This window comes from Nocardioidaceae bacterium, assembly GCA_018672315.1.
GTDB lineage: Bacteria > Actinomycetota > Actinomycetes > Propionibacteriales > Nocardioidaceae > TYQ2.
Genome location: CP076053.1, coordinates 2,308,896 through 2,333,445, shown reverse-complemented (window position 1 = coordinate 2,333,445; position 24,550 = coordinate 2,308,896). Strand labels below are relative to the sequence as shown.

Annotated in this window: 25 protein-coding genes, 1 tRNA gene, 3 pseudogenes and 1 other annotated feature; of the genes and pseudogenes, 9 read left to right on the top strand and 20 right to left on the bottom strand. The window is 69.1% G+C overall.

The window, feature by feature from the left end:
- Window positions 1-6: 6 nt before the first annotated feature.
- Window positions 7-627 (bottom strand): TetR/AcrR family transcriptional regulator, encoded by a 621-nt coding sequence (locus KLP28_11245; GenBank protein ID QWC84169.1) that lies wholly within the window; start codon window positions 625-627, stop codon window positions 7-9.
- 105 nt (window positions 628-732) lie between these two features.
- Between KLP28_11245 and KLP28_11240 the strand changes: the two genes are divergently transcribed.
- Both KLP28_11240 and KLP28_11235 read left to right on the top strand, forming a co-directional pair.
- Entirely contained in the window at window positions 733-1,011 is a 279-nt protein-coding gene (locus KLP28_11240) for a hypothetical protein (GenBank protein QWC84168.1), read from the top strand.
- A gap of 115 nt (window positions 1,012-1,126) precedes the next feature.
- The gene (locus KLP28_11235) at window positions 1,127-1,726 is read left to right on the top strand and encodes a TetR/AcrR family transcriptional regulator (protein ID QWC84167.1); all 600 of its coding nucleotides are present in this window, start codon (window positions 1,127-1,129) and stop codon (window positions 1,724-1,726) included.
- A gap of 26 nt (window positions 1,727-1,752) precedes the next feature.
- Here the strand turns inward: KLP28_11235 and KLP28_11230 are convergent, their stop codons facing one another.
- Window positions 1,753-3,069 carry an IS256 family transposase gene (locus KLP28_11230; protein QWC86942.1) on the bottom strand — a complete coding sequence of 439 codons (1,317 nt, stop codon included), beginning with the start codon at window positions 3,067-3,069 and terminating at the stop codon, window positions 1,753-1,755.
- 206 nt (window positions 3,070-3,275) lie between these two features.
- Between KLP28_11230 and KLP28_11225 the strand changes: the two genes are divergently transcribed.
- Together KLP28_11225 and KLP28_11220 are read left to right on the top strand one after the other, a co-directional pair.
- Window positions 3,276-3,500: an MMPL family transporter gene (locus KLP28_11225; GenBank protein ID QWC84166.1), complete on the top strand. Its 225-nt coding sequence runs from the start codon at window positions 3,276-3,278 to the stop codon at window positions 3,498-3,500.
- An 87-nt stretch (window positions 3,501-3,587) separates the two neighbouring features.
- Window positions 3,588-4,676, top strand: a complete 1,089-nt coding sequence (locus tag KLP28_11220; GenBank protein ID QWC84165.1) for an MMPL family transporter — start codon at window positions 3,588-3,590, stop codon at window positions 4,674-4,676.
- Between the two features lie 201 nt (window positions 4,677-4,877).
- Here KLP28_11220 and KLP28_11215 read toward each other — a convergent pair whose 3' ends face one another.
- The gene (locus KLP28_11215; GenBank protein QWC86941.1) at window positions 4,878-5,540 is read right to left on the bottom strand and encodes a TetR family transcriptional regulator; all 663 of its coding nucleotides are present in this window, start codon (window positions 5,538-5,540) and stop codon (window positions 4,878-4,880) included.
- A 139-nt stretch (window positions 5,541-5,679) separates the two neighbouring features.
- On the opposite strand from KLP28_11215, the gene KLP28_11210 reads away from it, so the two are divergent.
- A complete protein-coding gene (locus KLP28_11210) occupies window positions 5,680-6,762 on the top strand; it encodes a BtrH N-terminal domain-containing protein (GenBank protein QWC86940.1) in 1,083 nt (360 codons plus the stop codon).
- Window positions 6,759-7,433, top strand: a complete 675-nt coding sequence (locus KLP28_11205; GenBank protein QWC84164.1) for a transglutaminase-like domain-containing protein — start codon at window positions 6,759-6,761, stop codon at window positions 7,431-7,433. Before KLP28_11210 ends, KLP28_11205 begins: the two co-directional genes overlap by 4 nt.
- Window positions 7,434-7,484: 51 nt before the next feature.
- Here the strand turns inward: KLP28_11205 and KLP28_11200 are convergent.
- The 8 genes and pseudogenes from KLP28_11200 to KLP28_11165 form a co-directional block, all read right to left on the bottom strand.
- Window positions 7,485-7,960: pseudogene (locus KLP28_11200) on the bottom strand (1-acyl-sn-glycerol-3-phosphate acyltransferase).
- A gap of 33 nt (window positions 7,961-7,993) precedes the next feature.
- Window positions 7,994-9,294 (bottom strand): annotated as a pseudogene (locus KLP28_11195) (IS3 family transposase).
- A 51-nt stretch (window positions 9,295-9,345) separates the two neighbouring features.
- A complete protein-coding gene (locus KLP28_11190) occupies window positions 9,346-9,687 on the bottom strand; it encodes an IS3 family transposase (GenBank protein ID QWC84163.1) in 342 nt (113 codons plus the stop codon).
- Window positions 9,601-9,729: a sequence feature (AL1L pseudoknot), on the bottom strand. It overlaps the preceding gene by 87 nt.
- On the bottom strand, window positions 9,690-10,007 hold the full coding sequence (locus tag KLP28_11185; GenBank protein ID QWC84162.1) for a transposase: 318 nt from the start codon (window positions 10,005-10,007) through the stop codon (window positions 9,690-9,692). (Overlaps the previous feature by 40 nt.)
- Window positions 10,008-10,058: 51 nt before the next feature.
- Window positions 10,059-10,673: pseudogene (locus tag KLP28_11180) on the bottom strand (AMP-binding protein).
- Between the two features lie 79 nt (window positions 10,674-10,752).
- Window positions 10,753-11,955, bottom strand: coding sequence for an FAD-dependent oxidoreductase (locus tag KLP28_11175; GenBank protein ID QWC84161.1), 1,203 nt, complete (start codon window positions 11,953-11,955; stop codon window positions 10,753-10,755).
- Window positions 11,952-13,343 (bottom strand): cytochrome P450, encoded by a 1,392-nt coding sequence (locus tag KLP28_11170; protein QWC86939.1) that lies wholly within the window; start codon window positions 13,341-13,343, stop codon window positions 11,952-11,954. The genes KLP28_11175 and KLP28_11170 overlap by 4 nt, the downstream gene beginning before the upstream one ends.
- Window positions 13,344-13,365: 22 nt before the next feature.
- Entirely contained in the window at window positions 13,366-13,686 is a 321-nt protein-coding gene (locus KLP28_11165) for a 2Fe-2S iron-sulfur cluster binding domain-containing protein (GenBank protein ID QWC84160.1), read from the bottom strand.
- A gap of 114 nt (window positions 13,687-13,800) precedes the next feature.
- Between KLP28_11165 and KLP28_11160 the strand changes: the two genes are divergently transcribed.
- Both KLP28_11160 and KLP28_11155 read left to right on the top strand, forming a co-directional pair.
- The gene (locus KLP28_11160) at window positions 13,801-14,826 is read left to right on the top strand and encodes an AraC family transcriptional regulator (GenBank protein QWC84159.1); all 1,026 of its coding nucleotides are present in this window, start codon (window positions 13,801-13,803) and stop codon (window positions 14,824-14,826) included.
- Between the two features lie 340 nt (window positions 14,827-15,166).
- A complete protein-coding gene (locus tag KLP28_11155) occupies window positions 15,167-16,009 on the top strand; it encodes a tyrosine-type recombinase/integrase (GenBank protein QWC84158.1) in 843 nt (280 codons plus the stop codon).
- On the opposite strand, the gene KLP28_11150 is transcribed toward KLP28_11155, so the two are convergent.
- The 4 genes from KLP28_11150 to KLP28_11135 all read right to left on the bottom strand — a co-directional run bounded on the left by KLP28_11150 (window position 16,006) and on the right by KLP28_11135 (window position 19,295).
- Entirely contained in the window at window positions 16,006-17,283 is a 1,278-nt protein-coding gene (locus KLP28_11150; protein QWC84157.1) for a tyrosine-type recombinase/integrase, read from the bottom strand. The genes KLP28_11155 and KLP28_11150 overlap by 4 nt on opposite strands.
- The gene (locus tag KLP28_11145) at window positions 17,283-17,561 is read right to left on the bottom strand and encodes a helix-turn-helix domain-containing protein (protein ID QWC84156.1); all 279 of its coding nucleotides are present in this window, start codon (window positions 17,559-17,561) and stop codon (window positions 17,283-17,285) included. The genes KLP28_11150 and KLP28_11145 overlap by 1 nt, the downstream gene beginning before the upstream one ends.
- A 43-nt stretch (window positions 17,562-17,604) precedes the next feature.
- Window positions 17,605-18,921, bottom strand: coding sequence for an IS256 family transposase (locus KLP28_11140; GenBank protein QWC86938.1), 1,317 nt, complete (start codon window positions 18,919-18,921; stop codon window positions 17,605-17,607).
- Window positions 18,922-19,219: 298 nt separating this feature from the next.
- Window positions 19,220-19,295, bottom strand: a tRNA-Ala gene (locus KLP28_11135).
- Between the two features lie 86 nt (window positions 19,296-19,381).
- Here KLP28_11135 and KLP28_11130 point away from each other — a divergent pair.
- Window positions 19,382-20,608: a hypothetical protein gene (locus KLP28_11130; protein QWC84155.1), complete on the top strand. Its 1,227-nt coding sequence runs from the start codon at window positions 19,382-19,384 to the stop codon at window positions 20,606-20,608.
- An 18-nt stretch (window positions 20,609-20,626) separates the two neighbouring features.
- Here KLP28_11130 and KLP28_11125 read toward each other — a convergent pair whose 3' ends face one another.
- The 5 genes from KLP28_11125 to KLP28_11105 are packed head-to-tail and all read right to left on the bottom strand — an operon-like array spanning window position 20,627 to window position 24,508.
- Window positions 20,627-21,562 (bottom strand): hypothetical protein, encoded by a 936-nt coding sequence (locus tag KLP28_11125; protein ID QWC84154.1) that lies wholly within the window; start codon window positions 21,560-21,562, stop codon window positions 20,627-20,629.
- Window positions 21,563-21,597: 35 nt separating this feature from the next.
- The gene (locus KLP28_11120; GenBank protein QWC84153.1) at window positions 21,598-22,257 is read right to left on the bottom strand and encodes a GNAT family N-acetyltransferase; all 660 of its coding nucleotides are present in this window, start codon (window positions 22,255-22,257) and stop codon (window positions 21,598-21,600) included.
- A gap of 4 nt (window positions 22,258-22,261) precedes the next feature.
- Window positions 22,262-22,750 (bottom strand): MogA/MoaB family molybdenum cofactor biosynthesis protein, encoded by a 489-nt coding sequence (locus tag KLP28_11115; protein QWC86937.1) that lies wholly within the window; start codon window positions 22,748-22,750, stop codon window positions 22,262-22,264.
- Window positions 22,751-22,775: 25 nt separating this feature from the next.
- Window positions 22,776-23,255, bottom strand: coding sequence for a cyclic pyranopterin monophosphate synthase MoaC (gene moaC, locus KLP28_11110; GenBank protein QWC84152.1), 480 nt, complete (start codon window positions 23,253-23,255; stop codon window positions 22,776-22,778).
- Window positions 23,255-24,508: a molybdopterin molybdotransferase MoeA gene (locus KLP28_11105; protein QWC86936.1), complete on the bottom strand. Its 1,254-nt coding sequence runs from the start codon at window positions 24,506-24,508 to the stop codon at window positions 23,255-23,257. Before KLP28_11105 ends, moaC begins: the two co-directional genes overlap by 1 nt.
- Window positions 24,509-24,550: the final 42 nt, after the last annotated feature.

The following is a 24,550-nucleotide window of genomic DNA, read 5'->3' as shown; positions in this document are numbered from 1 at the left end:
TGGCGGTCAGCACGGGCGCGCCGACGTCGACCTGTCGACCAGCAGCCGCTCCCAGCGGTCCAGGGCTCTGCGGTGCGACTCGGCACGGTCGGCGTGGAACATGCCGCTGACGCCTTGACCGAGCAGCACGTCCAACGTCAGCTGGATCTCGACCGGGTCCTCGGTCACGTACCGGCGGCACACCTCCCAGAGCTCGGCGCGGACCCGGTGCTCGGCCGGCACCAGCTCCTCGCGGAGCTCGACGTTGGCTCGGGCAGCGACCCACAGCTCCAGTGTCGCCGCGTACAGCGGCCCGGACAGGGCGCCGGCCAGCAGCTCCAACGCCGCCCGTGCCACCGGTTGTGCCACGCCGGGGTCGTCGGCCGACTGGTTCTCGATCTCCTGCAACCGGGAACGCACCGCAGCCAGACGCATCTGAGCCAGGTGCTCGACCGCGGCAACGACCATCTGGTCCCGGGTGCCGAAGTGATGCAGCTGCGCCCCCCGGGACAGCCCCGCCCGCTTCGCCACCGCGGGCCCAGTGGTGCCGCCGTATCCCTCTTCAACAAGGCAGGCGATGGTGGCGTCGAGCAGCGCTCGCCGGGTTGCCGCGGACCGCTCCTCCTGGCGAGACGCGTGATCGGCCATGGCGACACCTTACCTACATGCACGCATGCATTTATTCTGCTGACGTGGGCGGTCGGTGGAGTCGGCAGCACCGGCCCTGGTGGGCCGCTCGGTGGAGGGGTTGCCATGCCGTACCTGGATCCACGATGGTCAGAGCCGATCTGGGGCGTGGTCGGAGACGTCCTGCGCTACCTGGGTTGGGTGTGTGTCGGTGGGCTGATCGCCGTGGGCGCCTGCTGGTGCGGAGGTGTCGTGGCGATGCAGGCCTACCGTGAGTGGCAGCGCACCGGTCCACCGCGGAGACATGGCCACACCCAGGGCGCCGTGGAACGGGAAGCCGCGCGAGGCATCCGCGAGATCGAGGTGTTCCTCGGCGCAGGCACCACGCACCGTTCCGAATCCTGACATCCGGTCCTGATCCGGCCGTTCGGTCACGGGGGAACCGTCCGAGCACGGAGAGGCCCCAGTGCCCGATGGGCAACTTTGCCCATCGGGCACTGTTGGGGCTACTCTCGGGCCGATGACGACTCGAGGTCTGCGGGAACAGAAGCGGCAGGCGACCGGCCAAGCCATGGCTCGCGCCGCCTACGACCTCGCCCTGGAGCGCGGCCTCGACGGCTTCGGCACCGACGATGTCGTGCAACGAGCGGGGTTCGCTCGGCGGACGTTCGCGAACCACTACTCCTGCAAGGAAGAGGCTGTCGTTTCGGTGGTGCTCGCCGGAGTCGACGACGCCTCCGCGGCGCTGGGAAAGCTCCCCGACCAGGTGACGCTGCTGGACGCGCTGCAGGCGGTGATGCGCGAGCAGTTCACCACCGACACGCTGGCGACGATGCGCGAGCTGATGGCCCTCGCGCGGCGGCATCCGACGCTGCGGCCATATGTGCTCGAGGTCCAGGACCGGATGCGGCGCTCGGCGCAGGAGCTGCTGCGCGAGGTCGCCGGTGACCGCTACCCCGGCCTGTACGTCCCGCTGCTATTCGGTTCTGTCTACGGTGCGGCGATGGCCGCACTCGAGGGCCAGGTCGAGGTCCAGCTGGGTAGCGGCGACGAGGCACCCGGAGCGATGGACTACCAGGGGTTCCTCGACCTGAGCGTGTCAAGTTGTCTGTGTAAGTGAGATGGATTCTTTCGGCCTCGGAGGGCTTACAGGTGGGGATTGATGCGGTCGGGGTAGTTGATCGCGAGCTGGGCCAGGGCCTGCTTCCAGTTCGTGACGACCTGGCCCTCGACGAGCCGGCCGGCAGCCTTTCGTTCCGCGGAGGGCTTGCCCCGGTCGCGCTCGCGTTCACGGGCTCGTTTGTCCTCAATGTTGCAGATCGCCAGCCACAGCAGCTTCACGACCGCGTCCTCAGACGGGAAGTGGCCACGGTTCTTGGTGACCTTGCGGAGCTGGTAGTTCAGCGACTCGATGCTGTTGGTGGTGTAGATGACGCGCCGCAGCTCGGGCGGAAAGCCCAGGAACGGGGTGAACCGCTCCCAGGCCGCCTCCCACGTCGCGACGGTGTGGGGGTACTTCACACCCCACTTCGAGGTCTTGAACGCATCGAGCTCATCACGGGCCGCTGCGGCGCTGGAAGCGGTGTAGATCGGCTTCAGTGCGGCCGCGACGGCCTTGCGGTCGCCATAGCCCACGAACCGCATCGCGGCACGGATCAAGTGGACCACGCAGGTCTGCACCGTCGCGGCCGGCCAGGTCGCCTCGATCGCCTCGGGCAGTCCGATCAGCCCGTCGCAGCACACGATGAGCACGTCGCGGATCCCGCGGTTGGCGAGGTCGGCGCACACGCCCGCCCAGAACTTCGCGCCCTCGTGGGCCTGGACCCAGATCCCGAGCACGTGCTTGACGCCGTCCATGTCCACGCCGACCGCGATATGGGCGGACTTGTTGACCACGTGCGAGCCGTCGCGGACCTTCACCACGATCGCGTCGAGGTAGATCACCGGATACAGCGGCTCCAGTGGGCGGGCCTGCCACTCCCCGACCGCGTCGAGGATCTCGTCGGTGATGTTGCTGATCGCCTCGTGCGAGAGCTCGGTGCCCAGCGTCGCGGCGAGGTGGTGGGAGATGTCGCGGACGGTCATCCCGCCGGCGTAGAGGCTGATGATCATCTCGTCCAGGCCGCCGAGCCGCCGCTCACCCTTGGGCACCAGCCGTGGCGTGAACGTGCCCTGGCGGTCCCGAGGGACCTCGAGATTCACTTCACCGGCCTGGGTCGCGACCGTCTTCGGGGTCGTGCCGTTGCGGGAGTTCGGATACGCGGCCGCGTCAGGCGCGCCGCGCTCGTAGCCCAAGTGATCGGTCAGCTCTGCCCCCAGGCCGCGTTCGAGGGCGTGCTTGATCAGCGCCGGGATGAACCCGCCGTCGCCGGTCAGGTCGATCTCACCGGCGTCGATCTGGGCGAACAGCCCGTCCAGCGCGCCGGACTCAGCGAGCTCGGCCGCGGCCTTGTAGCCCGGCATCTGGGCCCGTGCCGCACGACGAGCAGCGGTGTGCCCGCGCCCGGATCGAGCGCCTTCCTCAGCGCTGGTCTCGGTGTTGTGGTCGGCGTGGTTCTCGGTGCTCACAGCAGTCATCTTCGTTCTCCTTCACGACCACCCCCTTACACAGACCATCTGACACCCCCTCGACCCAGAGGCTCAGCGCCGCCGAGGCTGCGGGCCGGGCCGTGGGAACCGCGGGCAGCGCGGTGTTCTTTGCCGGGCTCACCGTGCTCGTCGCCCTCACCGCCCTGAGCGTGATCGGTATCGGCACCCTGACCACCATGGCCCTGGTCGCGGCCACCACCGTCGGGCTCGCCGTGCTGATCGCGCTGACCCTGCTCCCCGCCTTGCTCGGGCTGATCGGGGAGCGGATCTGCTCGGACTCCGCGCGGACCAAGCGCCGCACCTAGGTCGAGGACGAGCAGCACACCGTCGCCGACCACTGGATCAAGGCCACGCTCCGGTTCCGGTGGCCGGTCCTCATCGGAGTGGTCGCGGTGCTCGGCCTGACCGCGATCCCGGCCGCCGACATGAACCTCGGCATCCCCAGCCGCGCGACCGCGAACACGGATACCCCCGCCCGGCAGAGCTACGAAGCCGTCACCCGCGGGTTCGGCGAAGGCTTCAACGGCCCCCTCCTCGTCACCGCGCAACCCGAAGCTGCCAGCCCCCTCACCCCTGAGCTCACCGGCGCCCTGATCAACGACCTGCAGCAAAGCGACGACGTCGTCATGGCGGCCCCGGTCGGCGTGAACGACGCCGGGAACCTCGCGGTGTTCAGCGTCATCCCAACCTCCGGCCCGGGCGACCAGGCCACCGCCGACCTGGTGAACCAGCTCCGGGACCCCGGAAACCCGGTCGCGACGTCGAACGACGTCACGCTGGGTGTCACCGGGTTCACCGCGATCGGCATCGACATGTCCGACAAGCTCGCCGAGGTTCTCCCGATCTACCTCACCATCATCATCGGGCTGTCCCTGATCATCTTGCTGGTCGTGTTCCGCTCCGCGCTCGTGCCTCTGATCGCGACCCCCGGATTCCTACTCAGCATCCTGGCGACCTTCGGTGCCACCACCGCAGTGTTCCAGTGGGGATGGCTCAGCACGTTCTTTGGCTTCGACACCGGCGGCCCCTTGATGAGCTTCATGCCGATCATGGTCACCGGCATCCTGTACGGGCTCGCGATGGACTACCAGGTCTTCTTGGTCTCCTCGATGCGGGAGGCGCACGTGCACGGCATCCGCGGACGCGCCAGCGTCGTGCACGGCTTCGACCAGGCCAGCCGCGTCGTGGTGGCCGCCGCAGTCATCATGATCTCGGTGTTCTCCGGGTTCATCTTCAGCCACGACATCATGATCAAACAGGTCGGCTTCGCTCTCGCGATCGGCATCGCGCTCGACGCGTTCCTGGTCCGGATGACGCTCATGCCGGCACTGATGGACCTGCTCGCAGACCGCGCCTGGTGGCTTCCCCGCTGGCTGGACTGGCTGCTGTCAAACCTCGACGTCGAAGGCGACAAGCTCGTTGCGATGCTCGACGCTGGCGACCTCGGGCGCACCCAGACCCCAGTACGCACCCCGACCTGAGCTACGCCGGCGACGTAGATCAAGACCTCCGGCCGTTGGACTGCGCCGAGCGTACGTCGGAGGAGTTCGTCGACTGGCTGCACGAGCACGGCTACTGGCCCAAGACATGCCAAACTCAGAGCCAGAAGGACCTCGGCATCACTCAGGACGACCTCAAGCAGGCCGGGGAACACAGGTTCGTGCAGGCCAACATGGAGTCAGTCAGGACTTCGACCTGTGATCACTTGTCACATGGTGCTCGTACTCGCTCTTGGGAGAGAGGTCTGGCAACGGCGTCACCGATAGTCCGAGGTACCTCAGTCCCACCTCGGTGATCTTGCGCGACGTCTCCGGACGCGTCCACCTAGGGAGCGCCAGGTGACTGACCGTGAGCCGGACCAGGGCGTCTGCCGCGTCGGACACCTCTTCCGCGTCCAGGTCCGGGAAGTTGGACGTCACCCACGTGGCCAGCGACCTCGTCGCCAGGTCGAGCAGCTGTGACGATGTGGTGAGCAATGGCAGGATTCCGGTCGCCGACTGCGAGGAGAGCTCGCCATTGGAGATCAGGACGGCTCTGAGGAGAGGGCTCCGTTCAGCTTCGTCCACCGTGAAGTCGATGGCAGCTGCGAGTCCTCGACCAGCATCGGCGCGGTGACGGGCCAGCACCTCCTCGATTCCGTCGATGAATCGCGCCGCCTCCTTGAGCACGACGGCCTCGCCCAATCCCGGCTTGTCCTTGAACTCCTTGTACAGGAGAGCACGTGAGACGCCGACGGCGTCAGCGATCTCTCCCATGCGGACTCGTTCCCATCCACGCTCGACGATCAGGTCGTGGGCGGTCTCGAGAACCGCGGCTCGGACGTGCTCGCGGTACCGATCCCGCATCGATGGACGTGCCACACCGAACAGACTAGCCAGAATGTCACTCTCTGGACCGGTGTCACGCTCGAACAACCATGTGACAGATAGCCACTCCGCATCCGCTTTCGAACAACTCCCACCTTTTGTCTATAGGATGACGTACATGGCTAGCTCTCAGCAACGCATCGTCAGCCCCTACCCCCACCGCCTGGGCGGTCACTGCGGCTCCGGCGCGATGCGAGACCTGCTCGAATGGATAGGACTCGGCTGGGAGGGCCCTCCTGACGAAGGGCTGGTCTTTGCACTGAGCGGTTCCTTGGACCTTGCCTACCTAAGGGACACCGAGCTCATGCCCCCGATCTACCTCGTGGGCCGCGGAGGCGACCTGGAAACAGACCTGCCCATGCGCCTCGGGGCAACGGTCTCGGTGCTCGCCACCGACGACCCGGGCGAAGGATGGGCTTGGGTGCGGGACTCCATCCAGCGTGGCCGTCCAGCTCTCGTGTGGGCGGACATCGCCGAGCTGCCGTACCTCCGGGTCCAGCTCCAGATGAGCAGGCACGACATCGTGGTCATCGGATACGACGACAAGCATCAGATCGCGCACGTCGTCGACAACGACCGCGAGGACGTGCAGATGGTGCCCTACGAGGCGCTGGCCAAGGCGCGGTCCTCGCAGGGCTTCCCGGTCCCGACGCGTCACACCTTCTTCGACATCGAGTGGCCCCAGAAGCTCCCTGACCTGACGCTCGCCAGCCGTGCCGCATTCGCCCAGGCGGCCGCTGCCATGACCGCCTCGGACGGACCATCGATCGTCTCTGGCAGCGACACGGCGGTGGGAGCCACCGGACTCGCCGCCGTCGACCTGTTCGCCGACGATCTCCCGCGATGGCCCGAAGTCTTCCCCGACGACGTGCTGCACCTGCTCCTCCTCGGCCTGAGCGCGTTCGTCGAAAAAGCAGGTACCGGCGGCGGACTCTTCCGCAGGCTGCTGGCCCGCGGCGCGCACGACATTGCCCGGCTGACCGACGACCCTGGGGCCTCAGCGGTGTCCGACAGCGCCCATCGCTGCGCCGCGACCTGGGCGGAGGTCGCGTCCCAGGCGCGCAGCGATGGGGCCTCGGCCCGCGAGCGTGCCCGGGAGGCAGCCCGGGTCGCTGCTCAACTCCCCGAGCTGGAGCGGGAGCTCGTGCGCACGCTCGAGGCCGCCGGGGCTGCCACGGACACCCGGGCGGTGGTGTGGTGAACGGCCAGCACGAGCTGGGCGATGCGGTAGCGTCCGGCCACTTCGTCGATAGCGACCACCCGGCAATCCGTCGGTTCGCCTCGTCGGTGGTGAAGGGGGTAGACGACCCACACGAGCGTGTCCGGCGACTCTTCGCGGAGGTCCGCGACCGCCTTCGCTACAACCCGTACGGCCTCACCCCCGATCGCGACCAGTACAAGGCCAGCGCCATCTTGGACGGCAGCCCGACGTGGTGCGTCCCGAAGGCGGTGTTGCTCACGGCCAGCTTGCGCGCGGTCGGCATTCCGGCCGTCCTCGGCTTCTCCGACGTGCGCAACCACTTGAGCAGCGAGCAACTGCTGTCGGTGATGGGCACCGATCTCTTCGTCTACCACGGGTGGACCGCGGTGCACGTCGACGGTCAATGGCGCAAGGGCTCACCGGCCTTCAACTCCGAGCTGTGCGAGCGGTTCGGCGTCCCCCCGTTGGACTTCGACGGGACCCAAGACGCGCTGCTCCACGCCGCCGACGGCGCCGGTCGTCGACACATGGAGTACGTGCGCGAGAGAGGAACCTACCTCGACCTGCCGTACGACGACATCATGCGGACCCTGCACGAGACCTACGGGTCCGGCCTGGCGCAGGGCGGCACCGCGGGGCCGGCCCGTCAGGATCCCGCCTTCGAACCGTGAGAGTCGGCACCGGCGACCACGCCGCTCGATCGTGGCTCCCACGGGCATGGTTCACCGATCCGCCGGGACCCCTGCCAGCTGATCGACCATGGCAGTGATGGCGGCCTCCAAGCGCTGACACCCTTCCTTGACGGCCCAGGCCTCCCCCAGCTCGTGGAGGTCGTCGAGGGGGACCGGGGGCCCGACGACGAGGCTCACCGGTCGACGCCAGCCCAGGCGAAGACGCCCACTGTAGGGGGCAGGATCTCCTGGGTTCCCCACTGCGCCACCGGGATCAACGGAGCCGAGGACGCCAGGGCGATCCGGACGGCGCCGGATTTCATCGCCATCGGCAGACCGTCCTCCCGCTTCGTGATTGAGCCCTCCGGGTACACCAGGACCAGCCGGCCCCCCGAGACCGCGTCGACTGCGCTCTCGTAGCCGGCGCGTCCGACCGAACGGTCGACCTCCACGTGACCCGCGGCGCGGAACCACCACCCGACGACCGGGACCGCGAAGAGGCTGTCCTTCGCCAGGAACCGAGGCACCCTGAACCGCCCTGGGTCTGGTGGAGGCTCTGGTCATTTGATTTCCATCAGGGCCTGGTCGCCCTGCTGGGCAGCGTAGAGCGTCTTCTCGAACTCTGCTGGCGGGATGTCGCCGAGGTAGCCGTGCAGCCGTTGATGGTTGTGCCAGTGGACCCATCCGAGGGTCGCGAGCTCGACGTCCTCGACGGTGCGCCACGGCCCCGGCCGGGCTGGACCGCGGATGAGCTCGGCCTTGTAGTAGCCGTTGACCGTCTCGGCGAGCGCGTTGTCGTAGGAATCACCGACGGTCCCGATCGAGGGGACCGCACCGATCTCGGCGAGCCGCTCGCCGTAGCGCAGACTCGTGAATTGGCTGCCGGCATCGCTGTGGCATCGAAGGCCTGTCAGCCGGGTGCCGCGGGACCAGCGGGCCAGCTCGATCGCATCGAGGACCATCTCGGTGCGCATGTGGCTAGCGACCCGGCACCCCACGATCATCCGCGAGCAGGCGTCGATCTGAATCTGGGGATGAAGCAGACGTAGGCGACCCCGGCGAACGTCGGCACGAACGTCAGGTCGGTGACCCATAGCTGGTTCGGTACCGTGGCGGTGAAGTCCCGTCGGACCAGGTCCGGATGCCGAGCGGCGGTGTCATCGCGCCGTGTCGTCCTGACCCGCTTGGTGCGCACCGCGCCCGCGATGCCCTCGGCGCGCATCAGTCTGGCGACCTGGTCGCGCCCGATGTCGCGCCCCGCGCGACGGGCGGCCATCCACAGCTTCCGCGCCCCCTAGACCCGGTAGTTGGACTCCCACAGCTCCCGCAGCACCGGCCGGAGCTCGGCGTCTCGGACGGAGCGCGCTGAGGCCGGCCTGCTCTTCGCGGCGTAGTAGGTGCTCGGATCACACACGGGCCACCCGCAGCCCCGCTCTGGTGAGCGTGGCGCAGATGGACTCGACTCCGAGCCTCCTGCTCTCGACGACGTCGCCCCGGTTGGCGTCGATGAAGGCGACTACCTCTTGTGTTGGCGGTCGAGCTCCGCTCCGAAGAAAGACGCGGCTCGCTTCAAGATCTCATTGGCCCGCTTGAGCTCGCGGTTCTCCTGCTCCAACTCTCGGATCCGCTTCGCCTCCGCGGTGCTCACCCCTGCTGCGTGTCCCTCGTCGACGTCGGCCTGCTTGACCCACTGACGCACCGACTCGACGCCGTAGCCCAGCGGCGTCGCGACCCGCTGCACCGCCCCGTGGTTCGTCCCCAGCTCGGCCCGCAGCGTGCGGACCATCCGGACCGCACCGGCCTTCTCCTCCGGGCTGTAACGCCGCGTCTGCGGCTTCCCCGGCACCTGCTCGCTCGCCATGTGCTCATCCTCGTTCCCAAGGTCATGAGCCTCCAAGAAACCCAGGGCGGTTCAGCCCTCGCCGATGGTGGTCTTGCGGGACTTGTCGCGCCGCATCCCCCGCAGCCCCTCCGCGCGCATCAACCGCTCGACGGTGCAGCGGGCGACGTCGGTGCCCTCACGGTTCAGTGCGGCGTGGACCTTGCGGGCGCCGTAGACCCCAAGATTGGCGGCGTGCACTTCCCGGATTTGGGTCACCAGCTCGGCATCGCGCACCGCCCGGGCCGAGGGCTGCCGGGTCGGGCTGGTGCGGGCGTAGAACGTGGACGGAGCGATCGAGGCGGCCGTGTCCTTCAAGACCGCGCAAATCGGCTCGACTACATGCTCGTCGCGATACTCAGCGACGAAGTCCACAATCACCTCGAGGGGCGGTCGAGCTCCGCCGCAAAGAAAGCCGAGGCCTGCTTCAAGATCGTGTTCGCCCGACGCCGCTCGCGGACCTCACGGTCGAGCTCGGCCAACCGCTGCGCGTCGCTGGACGTGGTCCCGGCACGGACCCCGCCGTCGATCTCGGCCTGCTTCACCCAGTTCCGCAGCGCCTCGGGGTGGACCCCCAGCTGACCGCCGATCCGCGCCAGCGCACCGACCCTCGTCGCCGGGTCGCGCCGGGCCTCCAGGGCCAACCGCGTCGCGCGCTCACGCAACTCATCGCTGTACTTCTTCGGTGCTGCCATGACTCCCACCCTTCACTGGATTGAGAGCCTCCCTCAGACCCGGGGCGCTTCATACGTCGAGCGGTGGCTGTACGCCACACCCTTGGGGTTGCCGGTCGTCCACCAAGGTGTAGCACATGGCAGCCGCGGACAGCTCGTCGACCTCCGGCCAGTCGAACGTCTCCGGATGGCCTGCGATGAAGTCTTCGTACCCGACGACCGAGACGCCGTCGCGACGCAACGGCGCCAGATCGACCTCCCCGGTCACCTCGACCGTGTGGATGCTGGCGATCTGGGGCAGCACGGGCGCCAACAACGACGCTGGGCCGCCGTCCACCATGATGACCCGGTCCTCGGCGTGGTTCCCGATATAGGCGAGCTGCTAGACGGTCAGACGAGGGTTCAGGGTGTGCAGCACCGCGCCCATCGACGGGACGGCGCAGTAGGCCGCCACGTGCTCCTGGTTTTGTTCCATATGAGCGTGGCGACGCGCTCGTCGCCGGTGACCCCACTGGCACGCAGCGCGTGCGCCAGCTGGGCAGATCGGCGTCCCACCTGCGCGAACGTGCCGATCTTGACGCTCCCATCCGGCTGCAAGGTCCGCACGCGGGCCGCGCCGTGGACGCGTGCGCCGTGACGCAGGATGGCTGCCGTCGTGAGCTGGACGTTCATCATCGTGCTCTTCATGTGATTCCTCGAGCTCTCAAAGAACAGGTGCGACAGGGCCGCGATCGAGCCGGTGCGGCATGGTGGCCGGTCTGGACGCTCAGCTCGCTCCGATGCTCAGGAGCGCGTCTCGGTCGGCGGGGAGTGCCTGGGCGATCGTCCGCTTGCTGAAGGCGAAGTCGCGCGGCCGGTTGACGCAGTCCGCGGCAATGAGTTGCCCTGCGCGCAGGTAGAAGCATGTGAAGTCGCGATCACAGCTCGGGTCACCACTGAGCACGACCTCGTCGTAGCCTGAGTTCAGTCCCGCGATCTGGAGCTTGAGGTCGTACTGATCCGACCAGAACCACGGCAGCGCTGCGATGGTCTTGTCCTTGCCGCACATGGTCGCGGCGGCGACCTTCGCCTGTTCCCCCGCGCTCGGCACGGACTCGAGGCGGATGCGCCGCCCGTACCGCGCCATCAGGTGGCTGGTGCAGTCGCCCGCAGCCACGACGTCGTGATCGCTGGTCCGAGCTCGGTCGTCGATCACGACGCCGTCGTCGATGTCCAAACCAGCGGCTGCTGCGAGGTCGGTGTTCGGCTCGAGGCCCACACCCACCACCACGAGGTCGGCGTCAAGCCGCTCGCCCCCTGCGAGCTCGACCTCACGGACCCGGTCGTCGCCGGTCATGGCTTCGACCGTTGCGTCGGTCCGGACCGTCACGCCCGCCTCGCGGTGGACCCTCTCGTAGAAGGCTGACACCTCAGGCGCGGTCACGCGCTCAAGCACCCGCTCCGCCGCCTCGAGCACGGTCACGTCCAGTCCGAGGGCGAGGAGCGAGGCAGCCGTCTCCAGGCCGATGAAACCCCCGCCGACGATCACTGCGCGCCGACCCGGTTGCGCCGACTCTCGGATCTGCTCCACGTCGGTGAACGTGCGCAGGTAGTGGACGCCCGGGAGGTCGGCACCCGGCACGGGGAGTCGCCGTGCCCGGCCACCCGTGCACAGCGCGAGCTTGTCGTAGGGCATGCTCTCGCCATTGGCCAGCGTCACGCGCCGGTCTGTGCGCTCGATCGACTCCACGCGCGCATCGACCAGTTGGATCTGCTGCTTGGCGTAGAAGTCGGACTTGCGGATCGCCAGTTCCTCCACCGTGCTCTTGCCGGCGAGGTACGCCTTCGACAACGGTGGTCGCTGGTAGGGCAGGGCCGCCTCGTCACCGACGAGGACGACCTCGCCGGCCCAGCCTTCCTGCCGGAGGCTGGCCGCCAGCTGGGCGCCGGCGTGACTGGCTCCGACCACCAGCGCGGTCCCCTGTGTCATGCGTCCTGCTTGGGGGTCAGGCGCACCATGAGCTTGCTAATGCCCCTGACGAAGTTGGACTGGACGTACTCCGGCTCGCCGACCACCTCGATCTTCTCGAACCGAGGCAGCAGCTCCTCCCATAGAATCCTCAGCTGGAGCTCGGCCAGCCTGTTTCCCATGCACCGGTGCACCCCGAACCCGAACGCAATGTGGTTGCGTGCGTTCTTGCGGTCGATGATCAACTCGTCAGGGCGCTCGAAGACACGCTCGTCCCGGTTCCCCGAGGCGTACCACATAACCACTTTGTCGCCCTTGCGGATGAACTGCCCGTTCAGCACGGTGTCCTTCTTCGCGACCCGGCGCATGTACGCCAGCGGAGTCTGCCAACGAATGATCTCCGAGACCATGTTCGGAATGAGGTCCGGGTTCGCCTTAAGCTTCTCGAACTGCTCGGGGAACTGGTTGAGCGCAAGCACACCGCCACTCAGCGAGTTGCGCGTGGTGTCGTTGCCTCCGACGATCAGCAGGATCAAGTTGCCGATGAACTCCATCGGGCGCTCGATCAGGTCCTTGGTGTCCTCGTTGCTCTGCAACATGGTGATCAGGTCGAAGCCAGGCTCCTCGCCGGCCGCGAGCCGCGCCTTCTTGTCGTGCCAGTGCGTGCTGAGGCCTCGCACCGCGTCGACGAAGCCGCGAAAGATCTCGTCGTTGTCGGAGGGTCCACCGTTGGCCTGTTCCATCGCGGTGGCGAGGTCGGACCACTCGACGAGCTTGCGTCGTTGGTCGTAGGGGAAGTCCAGCAGCGTCGCGAGCATCCGAGCGGTCAGCTCGATGGACACCCGGTCGACCCAGTTGAACGGCTCACCGGTCGGGAGGTCGTCCAGCACCTCCTGGACCCGCGAGCGGATCAGGGCCTCCATCTCGCGAAGGTTCTTCGGCGCGACGACCCCTTGAACGGCGGCCCGCTGCTGGTCGTGCTTCGGGGGGTCCATGGCGATGAACATCGCGACGTCCATGAACCGAGGTGGCTGGCCGATGATGATGAAGGGCTCGGCGGAGAACACCTCGTGATTCTTGTCGACGGCGACGATGTCGGCGTGCCGCGTGACCGACCAGAACGGACCGAACGGGCTGGTGGGCTGGTAGTGCACGGGCGCTTCGTTGCGCACACGCTCGAAGTACGACTGCCATCTGCCCTGGCGGTACAGGAACGGGTTGCTCAGGTCGATGTCGGCGAGCTCGACCTCGTCCGCGGGCGGGATCGGGGTCTCGACGAAAATCTTCTGCCCGTTCGTCCCGGTCACCCAACGACGGGTCTTGTCGTAGAGATGGGCCCCCCGGACCTGCAGTTCCATCGGGAGGGTCGATTGGATCTTTTCGCTCAGCGTGTCCGCAAGGTTCATGATCATCGGTCCACTTTCCTTTCCATCACATCTGGAACTCGGGCAGTTGAACGACCAGGCCGTCCCACTCCTGCGACACCGCCATCTGGCAAGACAGGCGGGAGGTCGGCTGCCGCTCAGGGCTCATCGACAGCATGTCCTCCTCGACGGGACCGGAGCGACCCACCACCTCAGACCAGTGCGGGTCGACGATCACGTGACAGGTGCCGCAAGCGGCCTCGCCCCCACAGTCGCCGTCGATGCCCGGCACCATGTTGTCGACCGCTACCTGCATGAGCGAACGGCCCTCCTCCAGCGGCGCCTCATGCTTCTCGCCGTCGTAGGAAACGAAGGTGACTGCACCCATTGGCTTGACTCCTCACGTATCGAAGACGTGATGAGAGTCTTGTGACTCTGGGTGGGTGTGGCTATGGTCTCTCCAGTCAGAATGTTGTGATTTCGGCTCAAAGGATGCTCTTTGATGCATGCCGACGAACCCGGCGTCCCGCCTCTCGCCTTTGCGCAGATGCTCAACAGCTCCGCAATCGATCGTGAGGCTGCCGCCCGCTTCCGCACGGTGATGGCGCGCGAAGGGACCGACGAGACCGCACTCCTCGCCCAGGATCGGCAGGCACCGGTGCGCTGGTTCCGAGAGGTGTACCCGGACCTCGACAGTGCCGAGGCGACCCAGTTGGGTTTCGCGTTCGCCGAACACTCCCAACTGACATCCTTCGGGCCGCTGAGTGTGCCGCTGGTGAGCGCGGGCTCGGTCGCCGAAATCGTTGAGCTTTTTGCCTTTCTGCCCTTGATCTCCACGGCCCTGCGCCCCCACGTCCACCCGGGCGAAAGCGGCCTCACCATTGGGCTCACCGGACACACGCGCGACCCCGACTTGGACTGCCTCGTCGTCGCCTATGGCGGGTCCACGGTGCTGCGCCTGCTGGACCTGCTCGCGGGGACCCTGCCCTCGGTCACGCTGTACCTGGAGTGGCCAGCGCCGGCGTCCGCGGCGGAGTGGGAGCAGTCCCGGGGTGGGCGGGTCGTCTTCGACGCGCCCACCTCGTACGTGCAGGTTCCGAGAGACGCCCTCGACGAGGTGTGTCGCTTCGCGGATCCGGTGGCGTACCGCGTCGCGATCGCGGATCTGCGCACAACACTGGAGCGCCGCCTCGGCACGGTGTCCTTCGCAGAGCGAGTGCGGCTCCTGCTCGAGGAGGACCCCGGACAAGCGCGCAGCGCCCGCGTTGCTGACAAGCTCTCGGTCTCGACCAGCACCCTGAAGAGAAGACTCGCCGACGATGGCACGACCTTTCGTGACGTCCGCGAATCCTGGCTGCGCGAACAGGCGATCGCGCTCCTGCTCGACCCGACCACAACGATCAGCCAAGTGGCCGCAGATCTTGGTTACAGCGATCTCAGCAACTTCTCACATGCGTTCAAGCGATGGACCGGGCAGTACCCGAGGGAGTTTCGACAAACGAGGGCCCGACCGCCGAACGACTTGTGACGCGCGGCCCCCGCTGGATCGGGCGACGCGCCCAGCGACAAGGAAGCTCAACCCAGTCGCCCCGCTGGTCATTGCGTCGACCGTCGACTTTCCTCGCCTGAACCGAGGGACCTCCTAGACTCGCAGGTGCCGCACATGATCGTGCAGGTCGACCCGTTTCCTCTGCGCGTATAACCGCCCCTTTGCATCGCCATCACAGAGTCCCGGGGGCCGGACTTGAACCTGCGACCTCGATTTGAGGTTGCGACCCTACCTGGCGAAGAGGCGGCCGGAGGTCGCGAGGTAACAACTGCACACCTTCAGGGCGAGGGCACCCGGCCCCTGTCACGAAGGAGCAACTATGAAGACCTCGATCACTTCGCGGACCACCGTGGCCGACCTGGCTGGCTTGTGGGTGGAGCATCTTCGAGCCGAGCAACGGCTCGGCAGGACCACTATCGATGAGTACGAGCGCGTCCTGCGCAACCTCGTTATCCCCGGTCTCGGCAGGACGATCATCAGCGACCTCACGACAGGATCGATCGGCGAACTGCTCGTCGACCTAAGCGCCCAAAGCCTGAACCGCCAGCGCAAGGCCAAGGTCGTCTTGGGCGCGATGCTGGAGACCGCCGTCGACATCGGCGCAATCCCTGTCAATCCAGCGAGAGGCTCACTGCGCATCAGCCGACCCGCGCCTGACCACCGATCGCTCACGAAGGCCGAGCTCGAGGACGTCCGCGCAGCAGTCCGGGCATGGCTCAACAAGGAACGCTCGGGGCCGAAGTCGTCCGGCGACATCGCAGACATCATCGAGGTGATGCTCGCGACGGGCGCTCGGCTCGGCGAGGTCCTCGCGCTCCGCTGGGCCGACATCGACGCTGAGGCAAGGGTCGTCGACGTCAACGCCACGATCAAGACCGAGCCCGGCGTCGGGACCTATCGGAAGGCTCTGGCCCGTCCCCGACTCGTTGCCCTGTCCGAAGACGCGGCGCTGATCCTGCAGGCGCGACGCCGCACGACTCCTGACAACTTCTTGGACGCTGTCTTCCCTACCCGCAATGTGACGTGGCAGCAGGTCAACAACGTCGAACGTCGGTGGCGGCAGATCCGCCGTGCGGCTAGCCTGGAGTGGGTCACACCGGATGCTTTCCGCCGGGCGCCTTGCGACCTGGAGCCCCAGCAGCGGAGCCTGCCGGAATGCTAGGCGACGGCGTCGTCATCGCTTTCGCGGTCTACTGCAGCGAGCAGCTCGCCTTCCCGAACGGCTAGCTGGCTTGCCAGCAGCGCGCCGTCGGGCTCCACCGGTCGCAAGGTGCGTTCCAGGTGCGCGGCAGGGGTCAGGTCGACGGCGGGGTCCGGCTCGATGTAGTGGCCCTCGGTGATCACGGTGGACGTGTGTCCGAGGAAGGCGGCGGCCGAGTCGGTCCCGACGCAGCGGGCGATCACCGTCGCCCCGGTCCGCCGATACCAGCGCAGGCTGATGCCAGTCTCGCCGAGATCTGCGATCCGTAGGAACTCGCGGAACGTACGTCGGACGTTGTACGGACTCAGGGGACCACCGCCGCGGCTGGCGAAGATGGTCCGGTTCTGGGCCGTACTGGGAATCTCGGCGATGCGTCGCCGCAGGACGACGGCTGCGAACTCTGGGACGGGGATGCGACGGATGGAGGCGTCGGTCTTGGGTCGCGGCTGCCGCTCGGCTCCGCTCCCCTTGCGTTGCACGACGGTGCCGTTCACGCTGGCGATCATCCCGGTGGGCAGGTCCTCGAGGTCGCATGGGCGAAGCGCCAGCACCTCACCGGGGCGCATTGCCGTGCCGAGAAGGACTTCGATGATGTCTCGGACCTGACCGTCCGGTTTGGGGCCGGGCAGACCGGGTTCGCGACGCCACTTCGCAGCTGCCCCACGGATCGCTGCGATCTGCTCGAGCGTGAGCGCCTGAGGTGTCGTATTGGCTCGTCGCAACTGCGACGTGCCTTCCACGGGATTGCGGGGGATGGCGTCGTGGCGCAGCGCATAGCCGAAGAGCATGTTGAGCATCGTCCGGGTCTGCTTGGCCTGCGACGGCGACACCTTCGCCTGCCTGGCCAAGAACCACTCCACCCGACCGGTGGTCACCTCCGCCAGCCTGTAGTGCTCGAACGCCGGCCGAACGTGGAGCCGCAGACAGGTCCGGTAGTTCTCCTTGGTGTTCCCAGCCAGGTCACGCAACTCGAGGTCAGCCAGCCACAGCTCCGCCAGATCGGCGAACGAGCTCGTCGGTCGCAACACTCCGAAGCTCGGGAGCGCCGGTCGCTCGCGGATGCGTTCCATCAGTCGGGTCCGCGCGGCGGCCGCGGTCGGCCCGGAGGCTCTGACCTGGCGCAGCCGACCGTCCAGGTCACGGACGCGCGTCTCCGCCACCACGCGACCGCCGTCACGCCGCGTATTGATTGCGCCGTGGGTACCGATCGGCGTGCGGGGGCGACCGGTGCGCATCAGCCGGCCTGGCGGGGGTGGCGCTGGGCGTCATCGGCTTCCGTCTGGGCGAGCCAGGCGTCGACCTCGCTGACCCGGGAGCGGAGCTCCCGGCCGACGCGGAACCCGCGCGGACCGCGCCCTTGGCTGCGCAGATCGTAGAGGGTCTGGACCGTGACGCCGAGCTGGGCGGCGAGCTGGGACAGGGTGAGAACGGGGCCGAGCGGCGTCTGGGGCTGTGTTGTGGTCGTCATGCCGATCAGGTGCGCCAGGCCCGCCCGCCGCGCCGAGCGTGTCAAGTTGTCTGTGTAAGTGAGATGGATTCTTTCGGCCTCGGGGGGCTTACAGGTGGGGATTGATGCGGTCGGGGTAGTTGATCGCGAGCTGGGCCAGGGCCTGCTTCCAGTTCGTGACGACCTGGCCCTCGACGAGCCGGCCGGCAGCCTTTCGTTCCGCGGAGGGCTTGCCCCGGTCGCGCTCGCGTTCACGGGCTCGTTTGTCCTCAATGTTGCAGATCGCCAGCCACAGCAGCTTCACGACCGCGTCCTCAGACGGGAAGTGGCCACGGTTCTTGGTGACCTTGCGGAGCTGGTAGTTCAGCGACTCGATGCTGTTGGTGGTGTAGATGACGCGCCGCAGCTCGGGCGGAAAGCCCAGGAACGGGGTGAACCGCTCCCAGGCCGCCTCCCACGTCGCGACGGTGTGGGGGTACTTCACACCCCACTTCGAGGTCTTGAACGCATCGAGCTCATCACGGGCCGCTGCGGCGCTGGAAGCGGTGTAGATCGGCTTCAGTGCGGCCGCGACGGCCTTGCGGTCGCCATAGCCCACGAACCGCATCGCGGCACGGATCAAGTGGACCACGCAGGTCTGCACCGTCGCGGCCGGCCAGGTCGCCTCGATCGCCTCGGGCAGTCCGATCAGCCCGTCGCAGCACACGATGAGCACGTCGCGGATCCCGCGGTTGGCGAGGTCGGCGCACACGCCCGCCCAGAACTTCGCGCCCTCGTGGGCCTGGACCCAGATCCCGAGCACGTGCTTGACGCCGTCCATGTCCACGCCGACCGCGATATGGGCGGACTTGTTGACCACGTGCGAGCCGTCGCGGACCTTCACCACGATCGCGTCGAGGTAGATCACCGGATACAGCGGCTCCAGTGGGCGGGCCTGCCACTCCCCGACCGCGTCGAGGATCTCGTCGGTGATGTTGCTGATCGCCTCGTGCGAGAGCTCGGTGCCCAGCGTCGCGGCGAGGTGGTGGGAGATGTCGCGGACGGTCATCCCGCCGGCGTAGAGGCTGATGATCATCTCGTCCAGGCCGCCGAGCCGCCGCTCACCCTTGGGCACCAGCCGTGGCGTGAACGTGCCCTGGCGGTCCCGAGGGACCTCGAGATTCACTTCACCGGCCTGGGTCGCGACCGTCTTCGGGGTCGTGCCGTTGCGGGAGTTCGGATACGCGGCCGCGTCAGGCGCGCCGCGCTCGTAGCCCAAGTGATCGGTCAGCTCTGCCCCCAGGCCGCGTTCGAGGGCGTGCTTGATCAGCGCCGGGATGAACCCGCCGTCGCCGGTCAGGTCGATCTCACCGGCGTCGATCTGGGCGAACAGCCCGTCCAGCGCGCCGGACTCAGCGAGCTCGGCCGCGGCCTTGTAGCCCGGCATCTGGGCCCGTGCCGCACGACGAGCAGCGGTGTGCCCGCGCCCGGATCGAGCGCCTTCCTCAGCGCTGGTCTCGGTGTTGTGGTCGGCGTGGTTCTCGGTGCTCACAGCAGTCATCTTCGTTCTCCTTCACGACCACCCCCTTACACAGACCATCTGACACCCCCGCCGCGCCGGCCCGAGGGGGACCCAGACGTCCCGAGGACGCCGTCCACGTGACCGGGTTTCTGCTGAGTTTCTGCTGACTTGTCACTGCCTGCTCCTGGATTCAGGATCCGTGCAGGCCGCTGACCAGCGGGTTTGGTGGAGCTGAGGGGATTCGAACCCCTGACCTTCTCATTGCGAACGAGACGCGCTACCAACTGCGCCACAGCCCCATCGCGCCCTCGGCGCGACCGCCAAGATAGCACTCGGGGCACATCACCCGAGCCCCCAGGGGCCCCTCCCGCCCTATCCTCACGGCATGGCCCAGCGCGTCTTCCTGCACGTCGGCACCCCCAAGACCGGCACGACCTTCCTGCAGCGGGTGCTGTGGGCGCACAAGCCGCGGCTGCGTCGAGCGGGACTGCTGCTGCCGGGCAACGGCGACGGCGACCACTACCGCGCGGCGGTCGACGTACGCCAGGAGCCGCACCGGCTGCAGGTGCCCGCGAACGCCGAGGGGGCGTGGTCCTCGCTGCTGCCGGAGATCGAGGCGTACGACGGCGACGCCGTCATCAGCCACGAGCTCTTCGCACCCGCCTCGGCGGCGCAGGCGGCGGCTGCCGTACGCGACCTCGCCCAGGTCGCCCGCGAGGTGCACCTCGTCGTCACCGCGCGAGACCTCGCCCGGCAGCTGCCGGCCGAGTGGCAGGAGCACGTCAAGCACCGCTCGACGCTGTCGTACCCCGCGTGGATGTCGCTCGCGTGGTTCGACCGCGACGCGGGCCCCTTCTCCCCCAACGGCTACCACCTCTGGCACGCCCAGCACCTCCCCGACCTGCTCGCCCGGTGGGGGCGCACCGTGCCCGCGAAGCACGTCCACGTCGTCACCGTCCCGCCGCAGGGCACGCCACGAGAGGAGTGGTGGCGCCGCTTCGCCTGGCTGCTCGGCGTCGAGGACGTCACCGTCGACCTCGACATCGCGCGCTCCAACTCCTCGGTCGGCGCCGAGCAGGCCGAGGTGCTCCGAGAACTCAACAAGGTGCTCGCCGACCGGTTGCCGCTGCCGGGCACGTACACGCCGATCGTGAAGAACTTCCTCGCCCACCAGGTGCTCGCCGGTCGCGACGGCCGTTCGATCCGCCTGCACACCGAGGACCACCTGCGGGCTGCCGACACGGCCGAGACCTTCATCAGCGCCATCCAGGCCGCCGGCTACGACGTCGTCGGCGACCTCGACGAGCTGCGCTGCGGCGAGCCCCCGATCATGCGCCGCCCACGACCCGGGGTGCCGGCCGCCCGCGACACTCCCTGGCACGGTCTGGAGAAGGTCGACCCGTCCCGCGTGCTCGAGGAGACCACCGAGGCCCTCGCCGCCACCCTCGAGCGGCTCGCTGAGGTCACCGAGGAGCTGAAGCAGCTCAAGCAGTCTGCCCCCGCCGAGCCCACCGAGCCCACAGGGCCCGCGCAGCAGCCCCGCAACGACGAGACCCCCGGACAGGAGTCCGGGGGTCCGCGGGGGAAGGGGGTGCTGCGCCGTCGCCGGTGACCGGCGGCGGAAGGGAAGTCAGGAGCCCACGGCCTCGCGAGGACGGGCGGTGGCGTCGACGCCGGCGTACGCGCCCTCGGCGACCAGAGCGCTGTCACGCGCATCGCGACCGGAGGAGCTGACCCCCGCACCGTCGAGCGCCATGGTGCGCGGCACGCGGCGTGCCCGCGGCTTCGTGATGTACGTCGGCAGCGTCAGCGGCCGCGGATCCCACACGGCACCACGGGGCATCTCGTCGGCGAGAGCGGCCTCGCGGTCGGCCTCGGTCAGCCCGACCGTGTCCTCGTCCGGCTCGACGACCAGGGCCGCCGGGGAGTCCGGCACCTCGATGCGGAACTCGCGCAGCGGCTCGAGCGCCACCTCGGTCGCGGCGACCTCGGCAGGCACCTCGATCTCGTCCGCGAGACCGGCGTCCGCGTCGGCGGTCGTCGCCGCCCGGGCTGCGAGCCGTTCCGCACGTCGAGCCTCCAGGCGGCGCACCTGCACCCGGCACACGACGAGCCAGGCGGCCACGAGCACGGCGGGGACGGCCGCGACCCACGCGGGCAGCACGGTCACCGCGGCGACGGCGGTCACGCCCGTGAGACCCAGGAGCGTCAGGAGCACCCGGCGGCGGCGACCGACGGCCGTACGCGCGGCCTCGCGCTCGGCGGGGGTCTCGCGGCTCGCGTAGCCGCTCGCACCTCGACCACCGGGGGCGTCCGCGTAGCCGCTCGCACCTCGACCACCGGGGGCGTCCGCGGAGCCGCTCGCACCTCGACCACCGGACTGGCTCACCCGCTCATCGGACCGGCGCGTGTCCTGCTCGTGCACATCCGACTCGTGCTCGGGCGACTCACCCCAGCCGGCCGGCAGCAGCGCCAGCTCGTCCTCGGAGCGGTTCACCGCCCGCGGGATCAGATAGACGGCCCACACGACAGCAAGAGCGACGAAGATCATCCCCGACATGTCCACGCGTCCAGGGTAGGGAGCCGCAGGCGCCTGACTCGTCACCCTTCCCGGTGTGTCGGCTCCCCACTCGCCTCGGCCGCGACGGCCGATCGGTCCAGGTCAGCGCGCAGACCGCCATGGGGCAGCTGCTCGCGGGTGAGTCCGTAGATGCGGTGGTCCCGCCAGTCGCCGTCGATGTGCAGGTACCGCGGGGCGAAGCCCACCTCGTGCAGGCCCAGCTTCTCCACCACGCGCAGCGACGCCGAGTTCTCCGGTCGTACCGCGACCTCGAGCCGGTGCAAGCCCGCCGCCCCGAGCGCGTGATCGCACACGAGAGCGACCGCCCGCGGCACGTACCCGCGACCCGCGACCCGGCGGTCGATCCAGTAGCCGACCGAGCCCATGCGCGCCGAGCCCCACTGCACGTTGTTCACCGACACCTGACCGGCCAGCCGGCCGTCCACGACCAGCGCGTACGGCATCATCCGCCGCTGCCGGGCACCGGCGTCGAGCGTGCGCACCATCGCCGCGTACGACGACACCCGCTCCTCACCCTCGGGCGGCGGCGTCGCGTCCCACGGCCCGAGCCACGCGGCGTTGCGCCGCCGCACGTCACGCCACGCCCTCCCGTCACGACGGCGCAGCCGTCGCAGCACCAGGTCGCCCGCCGGGTCGAGGAGGTCCGGCAGCCACGCCGGGGCGATGCCGAAGGAGCTCATCGGCTCACGCCCCGCCGCCGGAGCGGTGGTCGGACCCGACGATCTGCTCCACGGCGTGCACGAGGAGGGCCTCGAGCACCTCGAGCCCGTCCTTGACCCCGCCCCGGGATCCCGGCAGGTTGACCACGAGCGCCTGCCCGGCCACGCCGGCCAACCCGCAGCTGAGCGCCGCCGTCGGCACGCCCTTCGCCGAGCCGTGCGCCCGGATCGCCTCCGCGACGCCCGGCACCGGTCTGTCGAGCACGGCCGCCGTCGCCTCGGGCGTGCGGTCGGTCGGGGTGAGCCCGGTCCCGCCGGTGGTGAGCACCGCCCGCGCTCCCTCGGCGACGGCCGCGCGCAGGGCCTGCTCGACCGGCTCACCGTCGGGCACGACGACCGGTTCGCCCACCGAGAAGCCCCACGACCGCAGCGCGGCGACGATCAGCGGGCCGGTGGTGTCCTCGTACACCCCGGCCGCGGCCCGGTTCGACGCGACCACCACGACCGCGGGCAGCCCCTGCGCGTCACCGGCCGACGTCTCAGTCACGGGTCCACTCCCCCGACCGACCACCGCTCTTGGTCTCCACCCGCACGTCGGTGATCTCGGCGGCCTTGTCGACCGCCTTGACCATGTCGACCACCGTCAGCGCGGCGACCGAGACGGCGGTGAGCGCCTCCATCTCGACCCCCGTGCGGTCGGTCGTACGCACCCGTGCCCGGATGGCGACGTGGTCGTCGGCGACGTCGAGGTCCACGGTGACCCCCGAGATCGCCAGCGGGTGGCACAGCGGCACCAGGTCGGGCGTGCGCTTCGCGGCCATGATGCCCGCGACGCGCGCGACGCCGAGGGCGTCGCCCTTCGGCACCCCCTCACCGCGCAGGAGACGCACGACCTCGGCCGAGACGCGTACGCGCCCCGACGCGGTCGCCTCACGCGTCGTGACGTCCTTGGTCGAGACGTCGACCATGCGGGCCGCGCCCGACTCGTCGACGTGGGTGAGACGTGGACCCTGCGCCATCAGTACTCCTCGTCCAGCGCCATCACCTGCACCTGCTCCCCGGCCCGCACCTCGCCCACGGACTCCTCCACCACGATGAAGGCGTTCGAGGCGGCGAGGTCGCCGACCAGGTGCGAGCCGTGCCCGCCGACCGGGGACACCACCGGCCCGTCCGGCTCGTGCTCGAGCCAGGCCCGCACGACCTGCGTCCGGCCCACGGTGGAGCTGATCGGGTGCGTGCAGCGGGCGGAGCGCCGCGGCCGCTCGTACGGCGTGCGACCCATCAGCCGGCGGATCACCGGCGCGACGAAGACCTCGAAGGAGACGTACGCGCTCACCGGGTTGCCCGGCAGCGTGAGGATCGGGGTGCGGTCCTCCCCCACGACGCCGACACCCTGGGGCTTGCCCGGCTGCATCCGCACCTCGCCGAACCACACCGACCCCTTCTGGTCCGGCGCGCTGAGCACCTCCTTGACCACGTCGTACGCGCCCTTGCTCACCCCGCCCGAGGTGACCACGAGATCGGCGCGCACGAGCTGGTCGGCCAGCGCCTCGGAGAACTCCCGCGGCGTGTCACCGACCGCGCCGACCCGGAACGGCAGCGCACCGAGCCGCCGCACCGCGGCGGCGAGGAGGTAGGAGTTCGCGTCGTAGATCGAGTCGTGCGCCAGGGCGCGGCCCGGCTCCCGCAGCTCGGCGCCGGTCGACATGACCACCACCCGAGGGCGCGGCCGGGCGAGCACCTGGGGCCGCCCCACCGAGGCGACCACACCGACCTGACGCGGCCCGAGCACCGAGCCGTCGGACAGCAGCAGGTCGCCCTCCTCGACGTCCTCGCCGCGGCGGCGTACGTGCTGGCCCCGGGTCGGCGCCTGGCTGATCCGCACCTCGGCGGTGCCCTCGTCGGTCCACTCGATCGGGACGACCGCATCGCAGCCGCGCGGCACCGGCGCCCCGGTCATGATGCGGATGGCGGTGCCCGGCGTCATCGCCAGCACCTGCGACTGCCCCGCCGCCATCTCGCCCACGACCGGCAGGTGCGTCGGCCGCTCCGCCGAGGCCTCGGCGACGTCCGCGAGCCGCACCGCGTACCCGTCGACCGAGGAGTTGTCGAAGACCGGCAGCGCCACCGGCGCCACGACGTCCTCGCAGACGGTGAGACCGAGGGCGTCCAGCAGCGGCTGCTCGTACGGCTCCAGCGGCTCCACGACTCCGAGCGCCCGCTCGAGGTGCTGCTGCACCGAGACCGACGCGGCCCCCGGGGGCGGCGACATCGATCCCGGCCCGGGCTCCGGCGGCTGGGTCTCGCTCATGGT

What these genes read in the sequence shown, in the direction of transcription:
- KLP28_11245 (QWC84169.1), bottom strand. Translation starts at nt 627, where the DNA reads ATGGCCGATCACGCGTCTCGCCAGGAGGAGCGGTCCGCGGCAACCCGG.
- KLP28_11240 (QWC84168.1), top strand. Translation starts at nt 733, where the DNA reads ATGCCGTACCTGGATCCACGATGGTCAGAGCCGATCTGGGGCGTGGTC.
- KLP28_11235 (QWC84167.1), top strand. Translation starts at nt 1,127, where the DNA reads ATGACGACTCGAGGTCTGCGGGAACAGAAGCGGCAGGCGACCGGCCAA.
- KLP28_11230 (QWC86942.1), bottom strand. Translation starts at nt 3,069, where the DNA reads ATGCCGGGCTACAAGGCCGCGGCCGAGCTCGCTGAGTCCGGCGCGCTG.
- KLP28_11215 (QWC86941.1), bottom strand. Translation starts at nt 5,540, where the DNA reads ATGCGGGATCGGTACCGCGAGCACGTCCGAGCCGCGGTTCTCGAGACC.
- KLP28_11210 (QWC86940.1), top strand. Translation starts at nt 5,680, where the DNA reads ATGGCTAGCTCTCAGCAACGCATCGTCAGCCCCTACCCCCACCGCCTG.
- KLP28_11185 (QWC84162.1), bottom strand. Translation starts at nt 10,007, where the DNA reads ATGGCAGCACCGAAGAAGTACAGCGATGAGTTGCGTGAGCGCGCGACG.
- KLP28_11175 (QWC84161.1), bottom strand. Translation starts at nt 11,955, where the DNA reads ATGACACAGGGGACCGCGCTGGTGGTCGGAGCCAGTCACGCCGGCGCC.
- KLP28_11165 (QWC84160.1), bottom strand. Translation starts at nt 13,686, where the DNA reads ATGGGTGCAGTCACCTTCGTTTCCTACGACGGCGAGAAGCATGAGGCG.
- KLP28_11160 (QWC84159.1), top strand. Translation starts at nt 13,801, where the DNA reads ATGCATGCCGACGAACCCGGCGTCCCGCCTCTCGCCTTTGCGCAGATG.
- KLP28_11155 (QWC84158.1), top strand. Translation starts at nt 15,167, where the DNA reads ATGAAGACCTCGATCACTTCGCGGACCACCGTGGCCGACCTGGCTGGC.
- KLP28_11150 (QWC84157.1), bottom strand. Translation starts at nt 17,283, where the DNA reads ATGCGCACCGGTCGCCCCCGCACGCCGATCGGTACCCACGGCGCAATC.
- KLP28_11140 (QWC86938.1), bottom strand. Translation starts at nt 18,921, where the DNA reads ATGCCGGGCTACAAGGCCGCGGCCGAGCTCGCTGAGTCCGGCGCGCTG.
- KLP28_11130 (QWC84155.1), top strand. Translation starts at nt 19,382, where the DNA reads ATGGCCCAGCGCGTCTTCCTGCACGTCGGCACCCCCAAGACCGGCACG.
- KLP28_11120 (QWC84153.1), bottom strand. Translation starts at nt 22,257, where the DNA reads ATGAGCTCCTTCGGCATCGCCCCGGCGTGGCTGCCGGACCTCCTCGAC.
- moaC (QWC84152.1), bottom strand. Translation starts at nt 23,255, where the DNA reads ATGGCGCAGGGTCCACGTCTCACCCACGTCGACGAGTCGGGCGCGGCC.
- KLP28_11105 (QWC86936.1), bottom strand. Translation starts at nt 24,508, where the DNA reads ATGTCGCCGCCCCCGGGGGCCGCGTCGGTCTCGGTGCAGCAGCACCTC.